This is a genomic window from Amycolatopsis sp. NPDC043885, from assembly GCF_056435685.1.
This window is the reverse complement of the sequence record NZ_JBWKEA010000001.1, coordinates 1658672-1677514: the sequence shown is the minus strand read 5'-3', so window position 1 is coordinate 1677514 and position 18843 is coordinate 1658672. Positions and strand designations below refer to the sequence as shown.

The window sequence follows — 18843 nt, the reverse complement described above, 5'->3', positions numbered from 1 at the left end:
AAAATTTGCGAGGAAAGGACCTTTCATAGCATCGGGGGACTAGAGAGCCCGCCGGCCCGAGAGCGCCCGGCCCAGCGTCAGCTCGTCCGCGAACTCCAGGTCACCGCCCATCGGCAGACCCGACGCCAGCCTCGTCACGGTCAGCCCGGGGAAGTCGCGAAGCATCCGCACGAGGTACGTCGCGGTCGCTTCGCCTTCGGTGTTCGGATCGGTCGCGATGATGATCTCGCTGATCTCCGCGCCACCGATCCGCGCGAGCAGCTCCCGCATGCGCAGCTGCTCGGGTCCGATGCCGGACAACGGGTCCAGCGCGCCGCCGAGCACGTGGTAGCGGCCCTTGAACTCGCGCGTCCGCTCGACCGCCAGTACGTCCTTTGGCTCCTCGACCACGCAGATGACCGTGAGATCGCGGCGGGTGTCGCGGCAGATCCGGCAGGTCTCCTGCTCCGAGACGTTGCCGCAGACCTCGCAGAACTGCACGCCTTCTTTGACCTTGCCGAGCACTTCCTGCAGGCGCGCGATATCCGCGGGATCGGCGGCCAGCAGGTGGAAGGCGATCCGCTGCGCGCTCTTGGGACCGACGCCGGGCAACCGCCCGAGTTCGTCGATCAGATCCTGGACGACACCCTCGTACAAGCTAGCCGCCGAGCCCGGGGAAGCCGCCGAGGTCGGGCATCCCGCCACCGAGGCCGCCGGCGAGCGGGCCGAGCTTCTGCTCGGTCAGCTTCTGCGCGTTGGCCGAAGCGTCCCGCACGGCCGCGACGACCAGGTCGGACAGGGTCTCGACGTCGTCGGGGTCGACCACCTTGGGGTCGATGGACAGCGACTTGAGCTGGCTGTCGCCGGACACGGTCGCGGTGACCAGGCCGCCGCCGGAAGTACCGGTCACCTCCGTGTTGGCCAGCTCTTCCTGGGCCTCGACCAGCTTCTGCTGCATCTGCTGGGCCTGTTGCATGATCTGCGACAGGTCGAAGCCGCCACCGGGTTGCACCATGATCCGATCGGTCCTCTCCTGGAAAATCCCGTGCCGCCTACCAGCCTAGCCGTCACGCGTGTGGCACCGTGGGCGCCGTGCGACGACGGCTGGGCCTTGTGGTGGCGATCGGATTGACGCTGTTCACGGCGTGCGGGGTGGACACCCCCGCGTCCTCGCCGTCGAGTCCGGCCCCGCCCGGCACCACGACGGTCTTCACCACCCTTCCGCAGCCGAGTCCCACGACGAGCACGCCGCCGTCTTCGAGCGCGCCGCCGCCTCCGAGCACGCAGCAGCCGAAAACGGGCAAGGTCGTCGTGCTCGATCCCGGTCACAACGGCGGGAACTCCGGCAAGCCGGGCGAGATCAACAGGCAGGTCCCGGCGGGGCGCGGCAAGACGAAACCGTGCAACACCACCGGAACGTCGACGAACTCCGGCTATTCCGAGCACGCGTTCACCTGGGACGTCTCGCAGCGGATCTCGCAGGCGTTGACGGCCAAGGGGATCCGGGTCGTCCTCACGCGGCAGAGCGACACCGGGGTCGGGCCGTGCGTCGACGAACGCGCCGCGATCGGGAACGACGCGCAGGCGGACGCGGTCGTGTCGATCCACGCGGACGGCTCGAATTCCGCCGGGGCGCACGGTTTCCACGTCGCCTACTCGGCACCGCCGCTGAACGCCCAGCAGGGCGAGCCCTCGGTGAAACTCGCGACGGCGTTGCGGGACGGGCTCCGCGCGGGCGGCTTCCCGACGTCGACGTACCTCGGGTCGAACGGGCTCGCCCCGCGCGCCGACCTCGGGGGGCTCAACCTCTCGACGCGGCCCGCCGCGCTCGTCGAATGCGGGAACATGCGCAACGCCGCCGAAGCCGCGGCGATGGCGAGCGAAGAAGGACGTCAGCAGTACGCCGCCGTCATCGCGAAGGCCATCGAGGACTACCTCGCCGGGTCGTGAGTGGCGATTCGGGTGAGAACCCGAATCGCCACTCACGACCACCTGGACCTAGGGCTTGAGCAGCGCCGGGCTGCCCGTGACCTCGACTAAGCCCGACCCGGTCTCCGGCCGCGTCCGTCCAGGGGTTCCACCGTGCCTGGGGCGGACAAGCGCGGTGCCGGCGGGCGCCCACGCGATCCGGAACTCCTCGCCGTCCCGCTCGAACCGGCATCGCCGACGGCGGTCCGCCTGGCCCGCGCCGTCGACCATTCTGTCCAAAGTGGACCATTCCGGCCTGCCACGCCGCGGTTCCAGGTTCTGCCAGCGGGTTCCCGAATCCCAGAGCCGGACGGCCCCGGCGCCGAACGACGGCATCAGCCCCGTCTCGCTGTTCGCGGTCACCCCGAAGAACTCTTTGCCCACCGGGGCCGGGAGGTCCGTCCACATCGGGGCGTGGACCGTCCGCGCGACCGGTTCCGCCGCGGGCACGGCGCTCGCCCCGACCAGGGTGACCATGACGAGCGAGGCCACCAGCGGCCACCATCCGATCCAGTGCCGCGCCCTGGACTCCGGCACCGGATCGGGCGCGGGAGGCGCGGACGCGACATCTCCCCTTGCCGCGTCCGCGCGTTCCCACAACCGGAAGAGCGCCGACAGTTCGTCGCGCCCCGCATCGCAGGCCGTCGCGATCCGTTCCAGCGGCCCGAAAGCGGCCGGGACGCTGGCACCGCTGCAGTAGCGGTGAACGGTCGAACGGCTCAGATGTGCCTTGACGCCGATCCGTTCGTAGCTGTGGCCGCTACGCCGTTTCAGCTCTTCGAGCAGTTCCGCCAAGGCCCGGCCGTGTCCTCCCCCTGCCATGGATCCCTCCCCGCGTGGTGCCTACTAAGCGTCACCGATGGACCCAGCGACGGGACACACCTTTTCGTCCCAGCGAAAACACCCCCCGGTGTGAGACCTCCCGATGTCGTCCCACGCGCCGGTGTCTCCGCAGGTCGGCGCCGGGTTTCCGTCCCACCCTCCCGGATTGGGCCGAATGGCTTGTCTCGGCATGTCCGGCACGTTTGAGTTACCGGCGGAGAAGAAAATGCCGTCTTGAGGGGGACTGGGCATGACTCTGCGCATGATCTTCGATCGGAAGGATCTCCAAGGGATCCGGATAGCCGAAGCACCCGACCCGCTGTGGGAGCTGGTCCTCGGTTCGCATCAGCTGAGGGAGGACCGCCCGTCGGCCTGGCGGCAGCGGGTCCGGCTGAACCTGCGCCAGAACGAAGAAGCGGCACGATCGCTGAAGACCTTGTTCACGCTGGTTCCACCGAAGGGGAACTTTCCCGACTTCCTGACCCCGCCCACCTCGGCGGGTTCCTTCGAAAGCGGGCTCGAGGCGGTGGCCTGCACGCCTCGAGGGCGGTTGCGCGCCGATCTCCGGACCGTGTTCACCGGCGCCGCGCCGCCCTGGGTGAAGCGGCTCGCCGACGGTGATCGCGAGGAGGTCAGCGGGGTCGTCGGCGCGCTGCGGGACGCGTACGGCTTGGTGATCGAGCCGTTCTGGCACAGCATGCGCGAGACCGTCGCCGCCGACCGGGCACGGCGGGTCCGCACGCTGGCCACCGAGGGGGCGGGGGCGATGATGCGCGGCATCCCCGGTGTCCGCGGCTGGGACGGCGAGGTGCTGGAGATCGCGTACCCACGGGAACGGACCGTCCATCTCGACGGCCGGGGGCTGACCTTGATCCCGAGCCGGTTCTGCGCGAACACGCCGGTCACGTTCATCGATCCGGCGCTGCCGCCGGTGCTGCTGTACCCGGCCAGGGTGACCGGTGCCCACCCCGCGGACGTGTCCCCCGAACTGGTGGCGCTCCTCGGCCGGACCCGCGCCGAAAGCCTCGGCGCGCTGCGTGTCCCGCGCACGACCAGCAAGCTGGCCTCATGCCTCGGCACGTCGATCGGCACGGCCAGCAAACAGGCCGCCGTGCTGCGCGAGGCCGGGCTCGTCACCAGTGCCCGGCAGGGCAGCGCCATCCTGCACCACCTCACCCGGCTCGGCACGGCACTGCTCGCCGGGGAACTCCACGAAGGGACCGCTCCATGAAATCGGTACTCGCCGCCGTCGCCCTGATCGTGGGCACGGCCGCCCCAGCCGCCGCGGCGACGGGCTTCCCGGTGCTGCAGATGAACCTGTGCCGGAGCGGGGTCGCGAACTGCTTCGACCAGGGCGGGACGAACCCGATGGCGAAGGTGGCGAGCACGATCGTCGCGGTGAACCCTGCCGTCGTGACCTTGAACGAGGCCTGCTCGTCGGAAACGACGAAGCTGGCCGCCGACGTCAAGGCGCGGTCCGGCCGGGCGTACACGGTCGTGTGGCAGCCCGTCGGCAAGAAGGAGAACGGCCGGACGTCACCGTATCCATGCACGTCAGGGCGTGGCGAGTACGGCATCGCGGTGCTGGCCAGGCAAGACCTCGGCGCGGTGAAGGCGCGCGAAGGCGGCTACTACGGGCCTCAGGACGGCGGCGCGGAACAGCGCGCCTACCTGTGCGCGAAGTTCGGCACGGTCACCGCGTGCACGACGCATTTGTCGACAAAGCGACCCGCGGTCGAGCGGCAGTGCCAGGACCTGAAGGGCCTGCTGGCGAAGTACGGCACCGGCACCGTGTTCGGCGGTGACCTGAACCTGCGCTACCCGGGCGACCCCAGCGCGCAGGCGTGCGTCCCCGCGGGCTCGTTCCGGAAGGGCGACGGCGGCGTGCAGCACATCATCGCCGGTGGCGCCTTCCGCTTCGGAAGCTCCGGGAAGACGTCGATCCCCGGCACCGACCACCCGGCGTGGCGGGTCACCTTGACCCGCTGACCCCGCGTTTCGTCCTCTGGATGCGGTCGTTGCGCGTGCAAGGACCGCATCCAGAGGACTACTTGCGCTCGTCGAGCGGGCGGGCGTTGAGATGGTCGGCGAGCAGCTTCCGGGCGATCTCTTCCGGATCCTGCTCGGGCGGGAGCGGCGGAGGCGGCGGGGCGGGGCTCGCGTCCTCGTTGTAGAGGTCCTCGTCCTCCTCGACCGGCTCGGGCGGGAGCGGGATGTCCGGCTCGGAGGTCGTCACCTTCGGCCGCTGGGGCTCCGGCTTGGGCGCGGGCGGCGCAGGAGGGGCGGCGGGCGCTTCGACGGACCGGCGGGTGAAGGACCGCTCGGGCGCCGGTGGCTGCGGCGCGGCCTTGGGCGCGGCGGCCTGCCGGGCCTGTGCGGCGCCGTGGACGCAGCGCACCTGCCAGTCGCCGCCGAAGACCTCCTTGAACGCGGTCGCGACGCGCTCCGCGTTGTGCGGCTCGGAAAGCCGTCGGGCCAGCGGCTCGGCGCTGTGCGTGAGCGTGACGGCGTTGCCCTCGACACTCACCACGCTGGCCTGCGTGAGCATTGCTTCGGTGCTGCGGCCGCCCGGCACCTTGCGGATCGCGGCGAGCACCTGCGGCCAGCGGCCGCGGATCCCGTCCACGTCCGTCGCGCCATCGGAAGCCGCGGCGGGAGCGGGCGCGGCGGCCGGGGGCGGGGTGGGCCGCTCGATGACCGGCTCGGGCCGCGCGGCGGGCCGTGGAGCGGGCTGCTGGGCGGCTTGGGGAGCCGGTGCGGCCTGCGGCTGCGCGGGTGCGGCGGCCCGTTGCGACGGCCGCTGGAACTCGCGCACGGGCTCACCCGCCGGAGCGACCGGAGCGGACTGGGCCACCGGAGCGGCTTGAGCGGCCGGCGACGGAGCGGCGGCGACGGCCGCCGGAGCCGAAGCGGCACGGCGTTCGAGCCGTTCGAGCCGGGCGAGCAACGCGTCGGTGCCCTCGGCGACCGACGGCAGCAGCATCCGCGCCGTGAGCAACTCCAGGACCAGCCTCGGCGAGGTCGCGCCCCGCATCTCCAAAAGTCCATTGTGGACGATGTCGGCGTAGCGCGAGAGCGTGGCGGGCTCCAGTTTGCCCGCCTGCTCCTTCATCTTCTTGAGTTCGTCGTCCGGCGCGGCGACGAGTCCGCGCTCACCCGCGTCGGGCACGGAACGCAGCATCACCAGGTCGCGCAGGCGGTCGAGCAGGTCGGTGGCGAACCGGCGCGGGTCGTGCCCGGCCTCGGCGAGCCGCTCGACGGTGCCGAACACCGCGGCGGCGTCGTCCGCGGCCAGCGCGTCTACCATGCCGTCGATGAGCGCGACGTCCGTGACGCCCAGCAGCGACACCGCGCGCGAGTAGTCGACGCCGTCCGGCCCGGCCCCCGCCAGCAGCTGGTCCAGCACCGACTGCGTGTCCCGCGCCGAACCCCCGCCCGCGCGGATGACCAGCGGATACACCGCGGGCTCGACCTTCGCGCCCTCGGCGGCGACGTTGCGTTCCAGCAGCTCGCGCATGGAACTGGGCGGGATGAGCCGGAAGGGGTAGTGGTGCGTCCGCGACCGGATGGTGGGAAGCACCTTGTCCGGTTCGGTGGTCGCGAAGATGAAGATCAGGTGCTCCGGCGGCTCTTCCACGATCTTCAGCAGGGCGTTGAAGCCCTGCGTGGTGACCATGTGCGCCTCGTCGATGATGAAGACGCGATAGCGCGAGTCGGCCGGGGCGTAGAAGGCCCTGTCCCGCAGCTCGCGGGCGTCGTCGACGCCACCGTGGCTGGCTGCGTCGAGTTCGGTGACGTCGACACTGCCGGGGCCTTCGGGCGCGAGGTTGCGGCACGAGTTGCACTCGCCGCACGGATCCGGCGTCGGGCCCTTCGCGCAGTTCAGTGACCGCGCCATGATGCGGGCACTGGACGTCTTGCCGCAGCCGCGCGGGCCGGAGAAGAGGTAGGCGTGGTTGATGCGGCCGGCGGACAGCGCCGTGCGCAGCGGATCGGTCACATGCTCCTGCCCGACGACCTCGGCGAAGGTAGCCGGACGGTACTTTCGGTATAGAGCTAGAGCCACGGCCGCGAGACTACCGGGAAGGTCCGACGGTGAGACCAGCACCGACCCCAGGCACGTATCCGGTCCGCTTCGGCACCGCCGAACTGCTCCAGGACGCCGACCGCCCCGACGCCTGGCTGATCTCGGTCGACGGTGTGGCCCAGTCGCACGTCAATCTCGACGATCCCACGGATCTCGAGTTCGACTACATCCGCCGGATCGCCGACGTCGTCGACTGTCTCGGCGAAGGCCCGCTCGACGCGCTGCACGTCGGCGGGGCGGCCTGCACGCTGCCCCGCTACATCGCCGCGGCGCGGCCGCGGTCACGGCAACTGGTCTTCGACGCCGACGGTGAACTCGTCGCGCTCGTCCGCGAGCAACTGGGCCTGAAGGGGCTGAAGGTCCGTGTCGGCGACGGCCGCGAAGGCGTCTCCGGCAGGTACAACGCTTCGGCCGACCTGGTCATCGTGGACGCTTTCGAACGCGGAGTCCTGGCCGGTGGGCTCGCGACCGTCGAGTTCACGAGCGAGATCGCGCGGGTCCTCCGCCCGGCCGGGACCTACGTCGCCAACGTCTCCGACGGGCCGAACCTGCCGTTCCTCCGCCGCTTCCTGGCGACACTGGCGAGTTCCTTCCCCCACCTGGCCCTGCTCGCGGAACCGGGCGTTCTCCGGGGCCGCCGGTTCGGGAACATCGTGGTCGCCGCTTCTCGCGTCGAACTCCCGGTCACGGACCTGACCCGCCGAGCCGCGTCGTCCGCCTACCCGGCTCGCTGCGTCGCGGGAGAAGACCTCCGGACGCTTCAGGGGACGGCCCGCCCCATCACGGATGCGGAGGCCCTACCGTCCCCAGTACCGCCGAAGGATGTGTTCGGGATCTTCTAGAACCCGCACGCGGTCACCCAAGCGACCAACCGTGGGGTCCGGGGGCGGAGCCCCGCCGGGCGGGCCTGGGGTCGCACCCCCAAAATAAGGCGGATCCCGCGCACCCGTCAGAGCTTGCTTATCCTTGCTGCCTTCCGGCCCTGGGGAGGTTCACAAGATGGACGCCGCGCGGGATCCGGGGACCAGTGTAGTCACTCCCGTCCATGCATGGAGGACAGTGGGGGGTATGAGCACTCCGACCTGGGCAGATGTCCGCAAGGCCGCCGAGGCCGTCCACCCGTTCGTGCGACACACGCCGCTGCTGCGCGCCGAGGTCGACGGGCGGCCGCTGATCCTCAAGCTGGAGCATCTGCAGCGAAGCGGATCGTTCAAACTGCGGGGCGCGGTGAACGCGCTGGTGAGCGGGCCGTTGCCGGAGCGCGTGCTGACGGCTTCCGGCGGCAACCACGGACTGGGCGTGGCGACGGCGGCTTCGCGGCTGAATCTGCCTGCGACGGTGTACGTGCCGGAGTCGGCTCCGCAGGCGAAGACGGCTCGGATCGAGGCGACGGGCGCCAAGCTGATCCGTCACGGAGCGACGTACGCGGAGGCGGCCGCGAAGGCGCTCGAAGCCGCCTCAGAGCCGGGTACGCGGTACCTGCACGCGTACGACGATCCCGCCGTCGTCGCCGGTCAGGGCACCGTGGCGGCCGAAGCGGTCCAGGACGCCCCGGACGTCGACGCGTTCCTGGTCGCGGTCGGCGGTGGCGGGCTGGTCGCGGGGACGTCGCTGGCCGGGGTGCCGACGTTCGCCGTCGAGCCGGAGCGATGCCGTGCGCTCAGCGCGGCGTTGGAGGCGGGCGAGCCCGTGGACGTGGAGATCGACTCGGTGGCCGCGTCCGCGCTGGGCGCGACCAGGATCGGGAGCGTCCCGTTCACCGTGCTCCGCGAGCGGGTGACGTCCGTGCTGGTCAGCGACGCGGAACTGCTCGCCGCGCGGGACCGGCTGTGGGACGAGTTCCGCCTCGCCGTCGAACCGGCGGCCGCGGTCCCGTTCGCCGCGTGGCTGGCGGGGCGGACCGAGGGCGAGCTGCCCTGCGTCGTCCTGTGCGGTGCTAACAGTGACTGGACGCCCTGAGCACGACCCGGAACTCCGTCCGCCCCGGACGGCTGGCGACCCCGACCTGCCCGCCGTGCGCGGCGACGACGGCCGCGACGATGGCGAGGCCCAGACCCGTGCTGCCGGCGGCCCGCGATCGCGAGTCGTCGCCGCGGGCGAAACGTTCGAAGACCTCCGGGAGGATCTCCGGCGGGATCCCCGGTCCACCGTCGACAATGGACAGTGTCACCGTCGAGTCCACTATGGACAAAGCGGTGGCGACCTCTGTCCCCGCCGGGGTGTGCGTACGCGCGTTGCCGAGCAGGTTGATCACCACCTGGTGCAGCTGATCCGCGTCGCCGAGGACGATGATCGGCTCCGGCGGGACCTCCAGCAGCCATTTGTGCTCCGGCCCGGCGACGTGCGCGTCGGCGACGGCGTCCGCGACCAGCCGGGAGAGATCGACCGGCTGGTGCACCACCGGACGACCGGAGTCGAGCCTGGCCAGCAGCAGCAGATCCTCGACCAGGCCGGTCATCCTGGTCGACTCCGACTCGACCCGGCCCATCGCGAACGCGATGTCCGGCGGCACCTCGGAGCCGGAGCGCCGGGTGAGTTCCGCGTAGCCGCGGATGGCCGCGAGCGGCGTCCGGAGTTCGTGGCTGGCGTCCGCGACGAACCGGCGCACCCGGCTTTCACTGGCCTGGCGGGCGGAAAGCGCGTTCGAGATGTGGCCGAGCATGCGATTGAGCGCGAAGCCGACCTTCCCGACCTCGGTCCGCGGATCGGTGTCCACTTCGGACACTCGCTCGGACAGGGCGACCTCGCCGCGGTCGAGCGGGAGCTCGGCGACCCTGGTCGCGGTGGCGGCCAGTCGATCGAGGGGTTTCATGGTGCGCCGCACGGTCACCGCGCCGAGCGCGCCCGCCAGCAGGATGCCGCCGACGGCGACCCCGCCGAAGATGAAACCCAGGTTCCACAAGGTGTCCGTGACGTCCTTTGTGGGCAGTCCGGTGATCGCGACACCGCCGTTGGACGACGGCTTGGCCACCACGCGGTACTCCCCGAGTGATCCGAGGTCCACGTCGGTGGGCTTGTCGGTGGGCGTCGACCGCAACAGGGCCGAGAGCTGGGCCGGGCCGATCGGGTCGTGGGGGAACGGGTCGGCGACCTTCGCGTCGTAGCTGGACCGCAGCACCGCCGCGACCACCCGCCCGTCCGGGAGGATGTTCACGAACAACGAACCGGTGCTCTGGCCGTACGCGCGCAAGCCTTCCGGCACCCGTTCCCCGCCAGGGCGCCCCGGCGGCGGCGGACGGCTGGCGCGTTCGCTGGTCTCGGCGATCCGCGCGTCGAGCTGGTCGATCAGGAAGTCCCGCAGCGCCAGTTCGGTCACCACGCCCACCACCAGGCAGACGAGCGCGAGCAGCCCCGCGACCTGCGCGATCAGCCGCCGCCGCAGGGACCAGGGCCGCCTACCCCGCGGGTTTGAGGACATACCCGGCGCCGCGCATCGTGTGGATCATCGGTTCCCTGTCGGCGTCGATCTTCTTGCGGAGGTAGGAAATGTACAGCTCGACGATATTGGCCTGGCCGCCGAAGTCGTAGCTCCAGACGCGGTCGAGGATCTGCGCCTTGGACAGCACGCGCTTGGGATTGCGCATGAGATAACGCAGCAGTTCGAACTCGGTCGCGGTCAGCGGCACCAGGTCGCCGCCGCGGTGCACTTCGCGGCTGTCCTCATCCAGGGTCAGGTCCCCGACGACCAACATCGATCCGCGCGGCCCGGCGACGCCGCCCGCGCGCCGGAGCAGCGCGCGCAGCCGCAACGCGACCTCCTCCAGGCTGAACGGTTTGGTGACGTAGTCGTCGCCGCCCGCGGTGAGCCCGGCGATCCGGTCCTCCACCGCGTCCTTCGCGGTCAGGAACAGCACCGGCAGGTTCGGCACCTCGGAACGCAGGCGCCGCAACACTTCCAGGCCGCTCATATCCGGCAGCATGACGTCCAGCACCACCGCGTCCGGCCGGAACTCCCGCGCGACGCGGACGGCCTCGGTGCCGTCGGCGGCGGTGCGGATGTCCCAGCCCTCCATGCGGAGCGCCATCGACACGAGTTCGGACAGGGTCGCCTCGTCGTCGACGACCAGCACCCGCACGGGGCTGCCGTCGGCACGGCGCAGGCCGGCCTTCGCGGAACCGGACGATGGGACGTTCACACTGGTCATGCTGCCATCCTGGGCGGCGGCGATGAGGCTTCTCTGTGTGCCGCCTGTGCGTTTCCTGTGAACGATCACCCTGCCGGGGCGGAATCACAGCGCGTGCCCACCGATGGCACAGCTCCCGCACAGCGACGGCGCCGAGCATGGCCGCAACCGACCACACGGAGGCGACCAGATGACCGAACCGACCCAACCCGCCGATTGGGGCGCGCCCGCCCCGGAAGGCGAGCACAAGAAGACCTGGTCGGGCCGCAAGACCGCGATCGCGGCCGGGGTGGCGGTGGTGATCGCCGTCGGCGGCGGAGCCGCGATCTGGGCCGGAACCGCCGCGAACGGCGCCGTCCAGGGCGGGATGATGGGCGGCCCCGACGGCGGCCGGGTGCTCATGGGCCCTGGCGGCGGCATGCCGCGCGACGCGCTGCACGGCGACTTCGTCGTCTCCGACGGCAAGGGCGGCTACAGCACCGAACGGATGCAGACCGGCGAGATCACCGAGATCAGCGCGACGTCCGTCAGCCTGACCAGCAAGGACGGCTACAAACAGGTCTACACGATCGACGCGTCGACGAAGAAGACCGGTGATCCCAAGACCGGCGAGACGGTGACGGTGAACGCCAAGGTCACCGGCGACACCGCGACGGTGACGAGCATCGGCAAGCCCGCGCAGAACCAGCGCGGCGGGCCGCCCGGCCAGCGGCGCTACTGAGCCACGACGGCGAGCAACGCGGCGGCCGTTTCGGCGGGTTCCTGTCCGGAGGTGTCGAGGACGACGCGATCGCCGCCGGAGCGCCGCATCCGGGCCGCCTCGGCGACCGCGCGCGCGGCCACCCGGTCCCGTACGCCGGGTGGCGCGCCGCGTAGCTCGTCGCCTGCCAGCAACGCGGACTCGCCTTCGGCCCGGCGCCGGACTCGCTCGGTGAGCGCCGGTTCGTCCGCGTCGAGGTGGACGACGGTGACCGCGTCGAAGACCCGCCGGTGCTCCGGGCGGAATTCCCGGGCCACGACGATCAACCGCTTCGCCCCGGCGTCGCGATAGCCGCGCCAGACCGCCGACAGGTGTGCCGCCTCCAGCGCCGGATCCGGGCCGGGGTGCGCGAACCCGAATTGGGCGAGATCGACGTACGCGACGGGCAGGTCGCGCCCCCACAGGTCCCGCAGCGCGCTGAACGCGGCCGTCGACTTGCCGACCGCCGTCGGGCCGGTCACCACGGTCACCGGTCCGGGCTGCGGCTGTCCGGGGTCCGGCGGCCGAACACTCCCGGCGTCCACGACGCAGCGGTGGAACAGCGCTTCCACGGTGTCCTCGGGTCGTTGCCCGGTCGTGTCCAGCTCCTCGCCGAAACCGGCGCGGTCGTAGGCGTCCGCCACCGCGAAGAGGTCGGGCAAGGCCGCGGCGGGTGAGCCACGCCCGAGGAACCGGCTCCGGAGTTCGTCGCGATCACACGTCAGGCGGACGAGCGTGAGGTCGAGGTCGCGGCTCTCGATGTACGGCTTCGCCGGATCCACCACACCGGACACGACGAGTTGCGCGGCACCCCGCGCGCGCAGGATTTCCAGTACCCGCAGCAGGTTGGCCGCCTTGATCGCGTGCGCGGCGTCCCCGCCGCCGGGCGGCGGGCCGATCAGCCCGAGCTGGTCGATGTCGACGTACGCGACGTTGCCGCCGGCTTCCACGACCCGGCGGTACAAACCCCAGGCCGTGGTGGATTTCCCGGCACCTGGCGCGCCTGTCGTCCAGAGCACGGGCGTCTTCGCGGTCCCCATGGCTTTCGATCTTAGGAACCCCTGTCCAGCGAAATAGGGCAGAGTTGAGCGCGTGCGGGACATCAGTGGTTCGCTGGCGAGACAGGCCTGGGCGGTCGCGGCCGTCTGCCTGGTCGCCGACGCCGGCCTGTTCCTCATCGCCGGACCGCCGCTCTCGCTCGGCTGGCAGGCGTGGGTGGTGCTGCTGGGCGGAATCCTCGCGAACGTCGCGCTCGCCGGGCCTTCACGGTATTCCGGCTGGGTTTCGGCCGCGCACGGCGTGCTGCTCACCGCCGCACCGCTCCTGCTGTACCCGTACGACCGCTACCTGCAGGCCACCAACGCGGGCGTGCTGATCGCGGGTTACCGCGCGGGCGCTTGGCTTTCGGCCAAACCGGCGCTGGCCGCGCTGGCGGTGATGCTCGCCGGGCTCGTCGCCTGCAACCTCATCCCGGCCGACCGGGACGACCGGGACTGGCGGCTCCTGCTCATCGAAGTCGGTGTGAGCGGCCTGCTGCCGTGGATGGTCGGCCGCTACACGACCGCGCGGCGCGCGTACATCGCCGATCTCCAGCGCGTGGAGGAACAACGGCGACAGCACGAAGCCGAAGCGGTCCGCCGTGCCGTCGCCGAGGAACGCACGACGATCGCCCGCGACCTGCACGACGTGATCTCCCACCATGTCAGCGCGATCGGCGTGCACGCGGGCGCCGCGCGGCTCGGGCTGCCGGAGGGCGGACCTGCCGTCCGGCGTTCGCTCTCGGCGGTCGAATCGTCGAGCCGGGCCGCGATGGCCGATCTGCGGCGTCTGCTGGATCTGTTGCACGGCAAGGAGAACGGTGACGCGCAACGGCAACCGGGGCTGGACAACCTCGACGAGCTGCTCGACAACCTCCGCACCGCCGGGCTGCCGGCGCGGCTGACGAGCCACGGCGGGCCGAGGGAGCTCCCGGGTTCGGTGGACATCGCGTTGTACCGCATCGCGCAGGAGGCGCTGACGAACGCGCTCCGGCACGGCTCCGGCGGGATCGTCGAGATCGACCTCGCCTACCGGCAGACGGAGGTGATCCTCACGATCACGAACGAGATCGGCCACGCGAACGCGGCGGCCGAGTCGACGAAACGCGGGCTCGCCGGGATCCGGCAGCGGGTCGCGTTGTTCGGCGGACAGGCGGAGTGCGGCCCGCTCGACGACGGCAGGAGCTGGCGGGTCCGCGTCGGTTTTCCTTTGGAGGCACAGTGATCCGGGTTCTGCTCGCCGACGACCACGCGATGTTCCGGTCCGGGATGCGCGCGGTGCTGGACACCCAGGCGGACTTCGAATGCGTCGGCGAGGCCGCCGACGGACGCGAGGCCGTCGCCCACGCGGCCGAGCTGCGCCCGGACGTCGCCGTGCTCGACGTCCGGATGCCCAAATTGGACGGTCTGGCCGCGACCGAGGCGATCATGTCCGCGCCGGGGAACGACACCCGCGTCCTCGTGCTGACGACCTACGACTCCGACGAGTACGTCTATCGCGCGCTTCGGGCCGGTGCGAGCGGGTTCCTGCTGAAGAGCCTCGCCCCCGAAGAGCTCGTCTCCGCCATGCGGGTGGCCGCGCGCGGCGACGCGCTGATCGACCCGACGGTGACCCGGCGGCTGGTCTCGACCTTCGCCACCAGCATCGAACCCGCGGCCGCCGAACCGGCGGAACTGGAACGGCTCACTTCCCGCGAACGTGAAGTCCTCCTCCTCGTCGCCGACGCCTCCAGCAACGCGGAGATCGCCGCGCATCTGCACGTGGGCGAAGAGACGGTGAAGACCCACGTCTCCCGGATCCTGGCGAAGCTCGGGCTGCGGGACAGGGTGCACGCCGTCGTCTACGCCTACCGGAACGGTCTCGTCGGCGGACGGTGATCGGTTCGCCGGACAGGGCTCCCGGTGCCAGAATCGCCGCAGGGCACGTCGAGGCGGGGAGCTGTGCATGAAACGCTGGGTCACGCTGACGGTCGGGCTGGTCTTCCTGCTGGTCGGCGGCGTCTGGGTGCTCCAGGGCGCCGGCGTGCTGACCGGCAGCTTCATGACCGGTCAGAAACTGTGGTTCCTGATCGGGCTCATCGCGTTCCTGGTCGGGGTGGTGCTGCTGGCCGCCACCGCCCGCCGCACGCGCCGGGCACCCACTGACGACTAGCCCGCGCGTTCACCGGCCGTGACACGCGTGTTTGAAAACGTGACTCACGTGCTTGGAGACGTGACTCGCGTGCTTGGGCGGCGAACACGCGTGATCGAAGGCGTGACTCGCGGCATCAGGTGAGCTTGAAGATCGGGTAGCCGGGCGCGATCTCCAGCAGCTTCTCGTCGGACGCCTTCGCGTCGACACCGTCGAAGAACACACCGACCTCGAACTTCCAGCGCTTGAGGTACGCGCGCAGGATTTCGGGCTTCTCGGCGTCGGCGAGTTCGGTGTAGGTGAACGTCTCGGTGCGGCGCCCGACGGTGAGCTGTCCTTCCCCGGCGACGCGCAGGTTCCGCACCCACTGCGTGACACCGCGCGGCGCGACCAGGTAGCGCTCCCCGTCCAGCTTCAGCAGGTTGACCGGCACCGAGCGCAGTTCGCCGCTCTTGCGGCCGCGGACCGAAAGCACCCGGCTGCCCAGGACGCTGACGCCCAGCCTCGTCAGCTTCAGCACGAATTCGTTGAACGCGCTGGTCGCCTTGGCGGGCTTGAGGTAGCGGGGCGTGCTGGCGGTGGCCATCTCGTCTCCTCGAAGTCGGCGAGAGCAGTGCTCTCTGTTAAGAGCAGTGAACACCAGAGCAGTGCATCATGTCAAGAGCGGTGCTCTCGTTTAGGTGCGATGCTCTATGGTGAGAGCATGGCCGCCACTCAGACCGCGCGGGAACGCGCCCGCGCCGAGCTCACCCGCGAGATCAAGGACGAAGCCCGCCGCCAGCTCGCCGAAGTGGGCGCGCTCGGTCTCTCGCTCCGCGCGGTGGCGCGGGAGCTGGGCATGGTCTCGTCGGCGCTCTACCGGTACTTCTCCAGCCGCGAGGAGCTGCTGACCGCCCTGATCGTCGACGCCTACAACGCCGTCGGCGAAGCCGCGGAGGCAGCCGATGACCCGAAGAAGACCTCACTGGAGCGATGGGAGTCGATCTGGCACGCGGTCCGCGCCTGGGCGAAGGCGCACCCGCACGAGTACGCGCTGATCTACGGCTCGCCGATCCCCGGCTACCAAGCCCCGCAGGACACCGTCGCTCCCGCCGGCCGAGTGGCGTTCGCACTGGTCGCCGTCCTGCGTGACGCGAACCTCCGCGTCGAGACCGAGGTCGGCGAGATGCCCGTCGCGCTCCTGCACCAGCTCGGCGCCCTCACTGGGATCCTCAAGATCAACCTGGCCCCGGAGACGGCTTCCCGGCTGATCATGGCCTGGACCCAGCTGTTCGGGATGATCAACTTCGAGCTGTTCGGCCAGTACGTCGGCTCGGTGGACCCCGCGGACGACTTCTTCGCGCACGGGATCCGTCAGATGGCCGAGTTCACCGGGATCAAGATGACCGGCTGAGCGCGGTCCACGACCTCATCAGCAGCTGGACGGCGTCCACCACGTCCTCGTCCCCGGTCCCTTCGGGGCTGAGGAAGCGCTGCAACAGGAGGCCGTCCTCGAGCGCGTGCAGGATCAGCGCGAGAAAGGCCGGGTCTGCGGGCGGTTCCACGCCCCGCGCCGCGAGTTCGGTCCGGACCGAGGTCTCCAGCAGCGCCCTTGTCGACTTCTCGCCTTCGCCGACCAGCGGGCGCGCGTCGGGATTCCGCAGCGCGTAAAGGGCCAGCTCGGTGCGCAGGGTCAGCCAGCCGGCGAGGTGCTCGGCGCGCTCGACGTTCCACGCGCGCAACCGGTCCATCATCTCGGCGAAGGAGCCGACGCCCTCCCGCAGCGCCGCGACCTCCTCGGCCTCGCGCTGGGTCCGGCGGCGCAGCAGTTCGACAACCAGCTCGTGCTTGCCGTCGAAGTTGCCGTAGAAGGCGCCTCGGGTGAATCCGGCCCGTTCGGCGATCTGTTCGACGGACGTGCCGTTGACCCCTCGTTCGGAGAACAGCTCGGCGGCCGCCGCGAGCAGGCGCTGTCTGGTCTGCTCGCGGCTTTCTTCCCGCGTCAAGCGTTTCGCCGTCACATGGCGATCTTAGAGTTCGGTGTCCGCCTTCCGGCCGGTCAGCCACACCCCGCCCGCGAGGACGGCGGCGGCGGCCACGACGGCCAGTGCGGTGAGCGACCACAACGCCTGGCTCGCCAGGAACGCGGCGACGGCGCCGAAGAGAACGGCGACGAGGAGCAACGGCGTGGTCCGGACGGCTGTGGCGGCGGGGACGGTGGCCATGGGAGCTTTCCCTTCGGGGTGGGGCGCGGAACACTCGGTTTTCGCGGAGGGGACCGCGCCCGGTCGGTGGCCTTACGCCGAGCAGGGCACGGATCACCCTTCCGGGCGAGGTATCGGCGTGGCGGCTAGCGTCACGCCGGGAACGACTTCGAGGGAAAGGCGGCTCGCGGTGGAGAAGTGGGCGGAGCAGGTCGGCAGGATCCGGGTCATCGGAACCGGGGTGATGGGCCGGGGCATCGTCCAGCTCGCCGTGACGGCGGGGCTCGAGGTCGAGCTCGCCGACGCCCGGCCCGACGCGGTCGGCGAGGCCATCGAGCACGTCGGCGCGATGCTCGGCAAGCTCGCGTCGAAGGGCAAGATCACCGAGGAAGCCGCCGAGTCGGCGAGGGGCAGGCTGATCGCGGCCGAGGGCCCGCTGGCCCCCGCCGAGGGCGTCGACCTCGTCATCGAGGCGGTGCGCGAGGACCTGGAGATCAAACGCACGCTGTTCGCCGAGCTGGAACGCGTGTGCGGGCCGGACACCGTGTTCGCCACCAACACCAGCTCGCTTTCGGTGACCGAGATCGGGGCCGCGCTGACCGATCCCGGCCGGTTGCTCGGCCTCCACTTCTTCAACCCGGTCCCGCTGATGCGGCTGGTCGAGGTCGTGCCCGGCGCGCGGACCGCCGCCTGGCTGCCCCCCGCCGTGACCGAACTCGTCCGCGGCTGGGGACACGAACCCGTCCTCGCCCGCGACGCGCCGGGCTTCCTGGTCAACCACGCCGGTCGCGGGCTGGGCACCGAAGCGCTGCAGATCCTCGCCGAAGGGATCGCGAGCCCGGCCGAGGTGGACCGCGTCGCCCGTGACGTGCTCGGCCTGAAACTCGGCCCGTTCGAACTGCTCGACCTCACCGGTCTCGACGTCTCGCACGCCGTGCTCGAAAGCATCTGGAGCGGTTTCCACGGCGAACCGCGGCTGCGGCCGTCGTGGCTGACGCGTCCGCGCGTCGCCGCCGGGCTGTTCGGCCGCAAGAACGGCGAAGGCTTCTACTCCTATGTCGACGGACAGCAGCAGGTCGAGCCGGAACCGGCCGCGCCGGTAGCCCCGGCCACTCCGGTGTGGGTCGACGACGAACGGCTCGGCACGCTGCTCTCGTCGGCGGGCATCCAGGTCGTGCACTCCGCCTACCCGGACACGGTCCTGATCGTCAGCCCGATCGGTACGTCCACTGTGGACGCCGCACGCGCGGCGGGCCTCCCGGCGGAACGGGTCGTCGGCGTCGACCCGCTCGGCGGCTACGGGAAACGCCTGACGCTTTCGGTCCACCCCGCGCTCGACCCGGCCGCCGGCCGCACCGCATGGGGCGCGCTCGCCGCGACCGGCCTGCCGGTGACCGTGGTCCGCGACGGTCCCGCGCCGATCGCGCAGCGGTTGCTGGCGTCGATCGTCAACACCGCCTGCTTCATCGCCGGGCAGCGGCTCGCGACACCGGAGGACATCGACATCGCCGTCCGGCTCGGCCTCGGCTACCCGCGCGGACCGCTGGCCTGGGGCGACGAGGCGGGCGCGGATCTCGTGCTGCGGGTCCTGCGCGGACTCGTCGCGAGCACCGGCGACCAGCGCTACCGGCCGAGCGCCTGGCTCACCGAACGCGTCGCGCTCGGCCTGCCCCTCACCTCGACCGGAACCTCACCGGCCGACCTCCTCCCCTGAGACCTCTACGCGCGTGAAGGCCCCCTTCCCCTTGGGTCAGCCCAAGGGGAAGGGGGCCT

General features: G+C 71.1%; 21 protein-coding genes and 1 other RNA gene. 11 read left to right on the top strand and 11 right to left on the bottom strand.

The features are described from left to right. Window positions 1-39: 39 nt before the first annotated feature. Together recR and AC069I_RS08430 are read right to left on the bottom strand one after the other, a co-directional pair. Window positions 40-636, bottom strand: a complete 597-nt coding sequence (gene recR / locus AC069I_RS08435) for a recombination mediator RecR (RefSeq protein WP_005166260.1) — start codon at window positions 634-636, stop codon at window positions 40-42. A 1-nt stretch (window position 637) separates the two neighbouring features. Beyond that, window positions 638-994 (bottom strand): YbaB/EbfC family nucleoid-associated protein, encoded by a 357-nt coding sequence (locus AC069I_RS08430; protein WP_007035126.1) that lies wholly within the window; start codon window positions 992-994, stop codon window positions 638-640. 68 nt (window positions 995-1062) lie between these two features. On the opposite strand from AC069I_RS08430, the gene AC069I_RS08425 reads away from it, so the two are divergent. After that, a complete protein-coding gene (locus tag AC069I_RS08425) occupies window positions 1063-1929 on the top strand; it encodes an N-acetylmuramoyl-L-alanine amidase (RefSeq protein ID WP_478224309.1) in 867 nt (288 codons plus the stop codon). A 48-nt stretch (window positions 1930-1977) separates the two neighbouring features. Here AC069I_RS08425 and AC069I_RS08420 read toward each other — a convergent pair whose 3' ends face one another. Beyond that, the gene (locus tag AC069I_RS08420; protein WP_478224308.1) at window positions 1978-2769 is read right to left on the bottom strand and encodes a helix-turn-helix domain-containing protein; all 792 of its coding nucleotides are present in this window, start codon (window positions 2767-2769) and stop codon (window positions 1978-1980) included. A gap of 250 nt (window positions 2770-3019) precedes the next feature. Here AC069I_RS08420 and AC069I_RS08415 point away from each other — a divergent pair, with 250 nt between their 5' ends. Together AC069I_RS08415 and AC069I_RS08410 are read left to right on the top strand one after the other, a co-directional pair. Continuing rightward, window positions 3020-4000 (top strand): ArsR/SmtB family transcription factor, encoded by a 981-nt coding sequence (locus AC069I_RS08415; RefSeq protein WP_478265076.1) that lies wholly within the window; start codon window positions 3020-3022, stop codon window positions 3998-4000. Beyond that, complete coding sequence (locus AC069I_RS08410; protein WP_478265075.1) at window positions 3997-4758, top strand: endonuclease/exonuclease/phosphatase family protein; 762 nt, start codon at window positions 3997-3999, stop codon at window positions 4756-4758. Before AC069I_RS08415 ends, AC069I_RS08410 begins: the two co-directional genes overlap by 4 nt. 58 nt (window positions 4759-4816) lie before the next feature. On the opposite strand, the gene AC069I_RS08405 is transcribed toward AC069I_RS08410, so the two are convergent. Continuing rightward, window positions 4817-6835 (bottom strand): DNA polymerase III subunit gamma and tau, encoded by a 2019-nt coding sequence (locus AC069I_RS08405; RefSeq protein WP_478224305.1) that lies wholly within the window; start codon window positions 6833-6835, stop codon window positions 4817-4819. A 29-nt stretch (window positions 6836-6864) separates the two neighbouring features. Between AC069I_RS08405 and AC069I_RS08400 the strand changes: the two genes are divergently transcribed. After that, window positions 6865-7698: a spermidine synthase gene (locus AC069I_RS08400; RefSeq protein WP_478224304.1), complete on the top strand. Its 834-nt coding sequence runs from the start codon at window positions 6865-6867 to the stop codon at window positions 7696-7698. 84 nt (window positions 7699-7782) lie between these two features. Here the strand turns inward: AC069I_RS08400 and ffs are convergent. Further along, window positions 7783-7879: signal recognition particle sRNA small type (ffs, locus tag AC069I_RS08395), an RNA gene on the bottom strand. 45 nt (window positions 7880-7924) lie between these two features. Here ffs and AC069I_RS08390 point away from each other — a divergent pair. Then, entirely contained in the window at window positions 7925-8815 is an 891-nt protein-coding gene (locus AC069I_RS08390; RefSeq protein ID WP_478265074.1) for a serine/threonine dehydratase, read from the top strand. Here the strand turns inward: AC069I_RS08390 and AC069I_RS08385 are convergent. Continuing rightward, window positions 8793-10274 carry a sensor histidine kinase gene (locus AC069I_RS08385; RefSeq protein ID WP_478265073.1) on the bottom strand — a complete coding sequence of 494 codons (1482 nt, stop codon included), beginning with the start codon at window positions 10272-10274 and terminating at the stop codon, window positions 8793-8795. The two genes, AC069I_RS08390 and AC069I_RS08385, sit on opposite strands and share 23 nt — an antisense overlap. Then, window positions 10252-11001 (bottom strand): response regulator transcription factor, encoded by a 750-nt coding sequence (locus AC069I_RS08380; RefSeq protein WP_478224301.1) that lies wholly within the window; start codon window positions 10999-11001, stop codon window positions 10252-10254. Before AC069I_RS08380 ends, AC069I_RS08385 begins: the two co-directional genes overlap by 23 nt. Window positions 11002-11170: 169 nt before the next feature. Between AC069I_RS08380 and AC069I_RS08375 the strand changes: the two genes are divergently transcribed. Next, the gene (locus AC069I_RS08375; RefSeq protein ID WP_478265072.1) at window positions 11171-11701 is read left to right on the top strand and encodes a hypothetical protein; all 531 of its coding nucleotides are present in this window, start codon (window positions 11171-11173) and stop codon (window positions 11699-11701) included. Here AC069I_RS08375 and AC069I_RS08370 read toward each other — a convergent pair. Beyond that, entirely contained in the window at window positions 11695-12759 is a 1065-nt protein-coding gene (locus AC069I_RS08370; protein WP_478265071.1) for an AAA family ATPase, read from the bottom strand. The genes AC069I_RS08375 and AC069I_RS08370 overlap by 7 nt on opposite strands. 52 nt (window positions 12760-12811) lie before the next feature. Here AC069I_RS08370 and AC069I_RS08365 point away from each other — a divergent pair, with 52 nt between their 5' ends. The 3 genes from AC069I_RS08365 to AC069I_RS08355 all read left to right on the top strand — a co-directional run bounded on the left by AC069I_RS08365 (window position 12812) and on the right by AC069I_RS08355 (window position 14908). Further along, the gene (locus AC069I_RS08365; RefSeq protein WP_478224298.1) at window positions 12812-13981 is read left to right on the top strand and encodes a sensor histidine kinase; all 1170 of its coding nucleotides are present in this window, start codon (window positions 12812-12814) and stop codon (window positions 13979-13981) included. Next, window positions 13978-14634 (top strand): response regulator, encoded by a 657-nt coding sequence (locus tag AC069I_RS08360; protein WP_478224297.1) that lies wholly within the window; start codon window positions 13978-13980, stop codon window positions 14632-14634. The genes AC069I_RS08365 and AC069I_RS08360 overlap by 4 nt, the downstream gene beginning before the upstream one ends. A 67-nt stretch (window positions 14635-14701) precedes the next feature. Beyond that, on the top strand, window positions 14702-14908 hold the full coding sequence (locus AC069I_RS08355) for a hypothetical protein (RefSeq protein ID WP_478224296.1): 207 nt from the start codon (window positions 14702-14704) through the stop codon (window positions 14906-14908). Window positions 14909-15023: 115 nt separating this feature from the next. Here the strand turns inward: AC069I_RS08355 and AC069I_RS08350 are convergent, their stop codons facing one another. Next, complete coding sequence (locus AC069I_RS08350; RefSeq protein ID WP_478224295.1) at window positions 15024-15473, bottom strand: nitroreductase family deazaflavin-dependent oxidoreductase; 450 nt, start codon at window positions 15471-15473, stop codon at window positions 15024-15026. Window positions 15474-15590: 117 nt separating this feature from the next. On the opposite strand from AC069I_RS08350, the gene AC069I_RS08345 reads away from it, so the two are divergent. Then, on the top strand, window positions 15591-16280 hold the full coding sequence (locus AC069I_RS08345; protein ID WP_478224294.1) for a TetR/AcrR family transcriptional regulator: 690 nt from the start codon (window positions 15591-15593) through the stop codon (window positions 16278-16280). On the opposite strand, the gene AC069I_RS08340 is transcribed toward AC069I_RS08345, so the two are convergent. Further along, entirely contained in the window at window positions 16264-16887 is a 624-nt protein-coding gene (locus AC069I_RS08340; protein WP_034314557.1) for a TetR/AcrR family transcriptional regulator, read from the bottom strand. The genes AC069I_RS08345 and AC069I_RS08340 overlap by 17 nt on opposite strands. 9 nt (window positions 16888-16896) lie before the next feature. Beyond that, window positions 16897-17091 carry a hypothetical protein gene (locus tag AC069I_RS08335; protein ID WP_478224293.1) on the bottom strand — a complete coding sequence of 65 codons (195 nt, stop codon included), beginning with the start codon at window positions 17089-17091 and terminating at the stop codon, window positions 16897-16899. Between the two features lie 169 nt (window positions 17092-17260). Here AC069I_RS08335 and AC069I_RS08330 point away from each other — a divergent pair, with 169 nt between their 5' ends. Then, the gene (locus AC069I_RS08330; RefSeq protein WP_478224465.1) at window positions 17261-18784 is read left to right on the top strand and encodes a 3-hydroxyacyl-CoA dehydrogenase; all 1524 of its coding nucleotides are present in this window, start codon (window positions 17261-17263) and stop codon (window positions 18782-18784) included. Window positions 18785-18843 lie beyond the last annotated feature (59 nt).

What these genes read in the sequence shown, in the direction of transcription:
- AC069I_RS08385 (WP_478265073.1), bottom strand. Translation starts at nt 10,274, where the DNA reads ATGTCCTCAAACCCGCGGGGTAGGCGGCCCTGGTCCCTGCGGCGGCGG.
- AC069I_RS08370 (WP_478265071.1), bottom strand. Translation starts at nt 12,759, where the DNA reads ATGGGGACCGCGAAGACGCCCGTGCTCTGGACGACAGGCGCGCCAGGT.
- AC069I_RS08420 (WP_478224308.1), bottom strand. Translation starts at nt 2,769, where the DNA reads ATGGCAGGGGGAGGACACGGCCGGGCCTTGGCGGAACTGCTCGAAGAG.
- AC069I_RS08380 (WP_478224301.1), bottom strand. Translation starts at nt 11,001, where the DNA reads ATGACCAGTGTGAACGTCCCATCGTCCGGTTCCGCGAAGGCCGGCCTG.
- AC069I_RS08415 (WP_478265076.1), top strand. Translation starts at nt 3,020, where the DNA reads ATGACTCTGCGCATGATCTTCGATCGGAAGGATCTCCAAGGGATCCGG.
- AC069I_RS08355 (WP_478224296.1), top strand. Translation starts at nt 14,702, where the DNA reads ATGAAACGCTGGGTCACGCTGACGGTCGGGCTGGTCTTCCTGCTGGTC.
- AC069I_RS08390 (WP_478265074.1), top strand. Translation starts at nt 7,925, where the DNA reads ATGAGCACTCCGACCTGGGCAGATGTCCGCAAGGCCGCCGAGGCCGTC.
- AC069I_RS08345 (WP_478224294.1), top strand. Translation starts at nt 15,591, where the DNA reads ATGGCCGCCACTCAGACCGCGCGGGAACGCGCCCGCGCCGAGCTCACC.
- AC069I_RS08430 (WP_007035126.1), bottom strand. Translation starts at nt 994, where the DNA reads ATGGTGCAACCCGGTGGCGGCTTCGACCTGTCGCAGATCATGCAACAG.
- AC069I_RS08335 (WP_478224293.1), bottom strand. Translation starts at nt 17,091, where the DNA reads ATGGCCACCGTCCCCGCCGCCACAGCCGTCCGGACCACGCCGTTGCTC.
- AC069I_RS08375 (WP_478265072.1), top strand. Translation starts at nt 11,171, where the DNA reads ATGACCGAACCGACCCAACCCGCCGATTGGGGCGCGCCCGCCCCGGAA.
- AC069I_RS08410 (WP_478265075.1), top strand. Translation starts at nt 3,997, where the DNA reads ATGAAATCGGTACTCGCCGCCGTCGCCCTGATCGTGGGCACGGCCGCC.
- AC069I_RS08350 (WP_478224295.1), bottom strand. Translation starts at nt 15,473, where the DNA reads ATGGCCACCGCCAGCACGCCCCGCTACCTCAAGCCCGCCAAGGCGACC.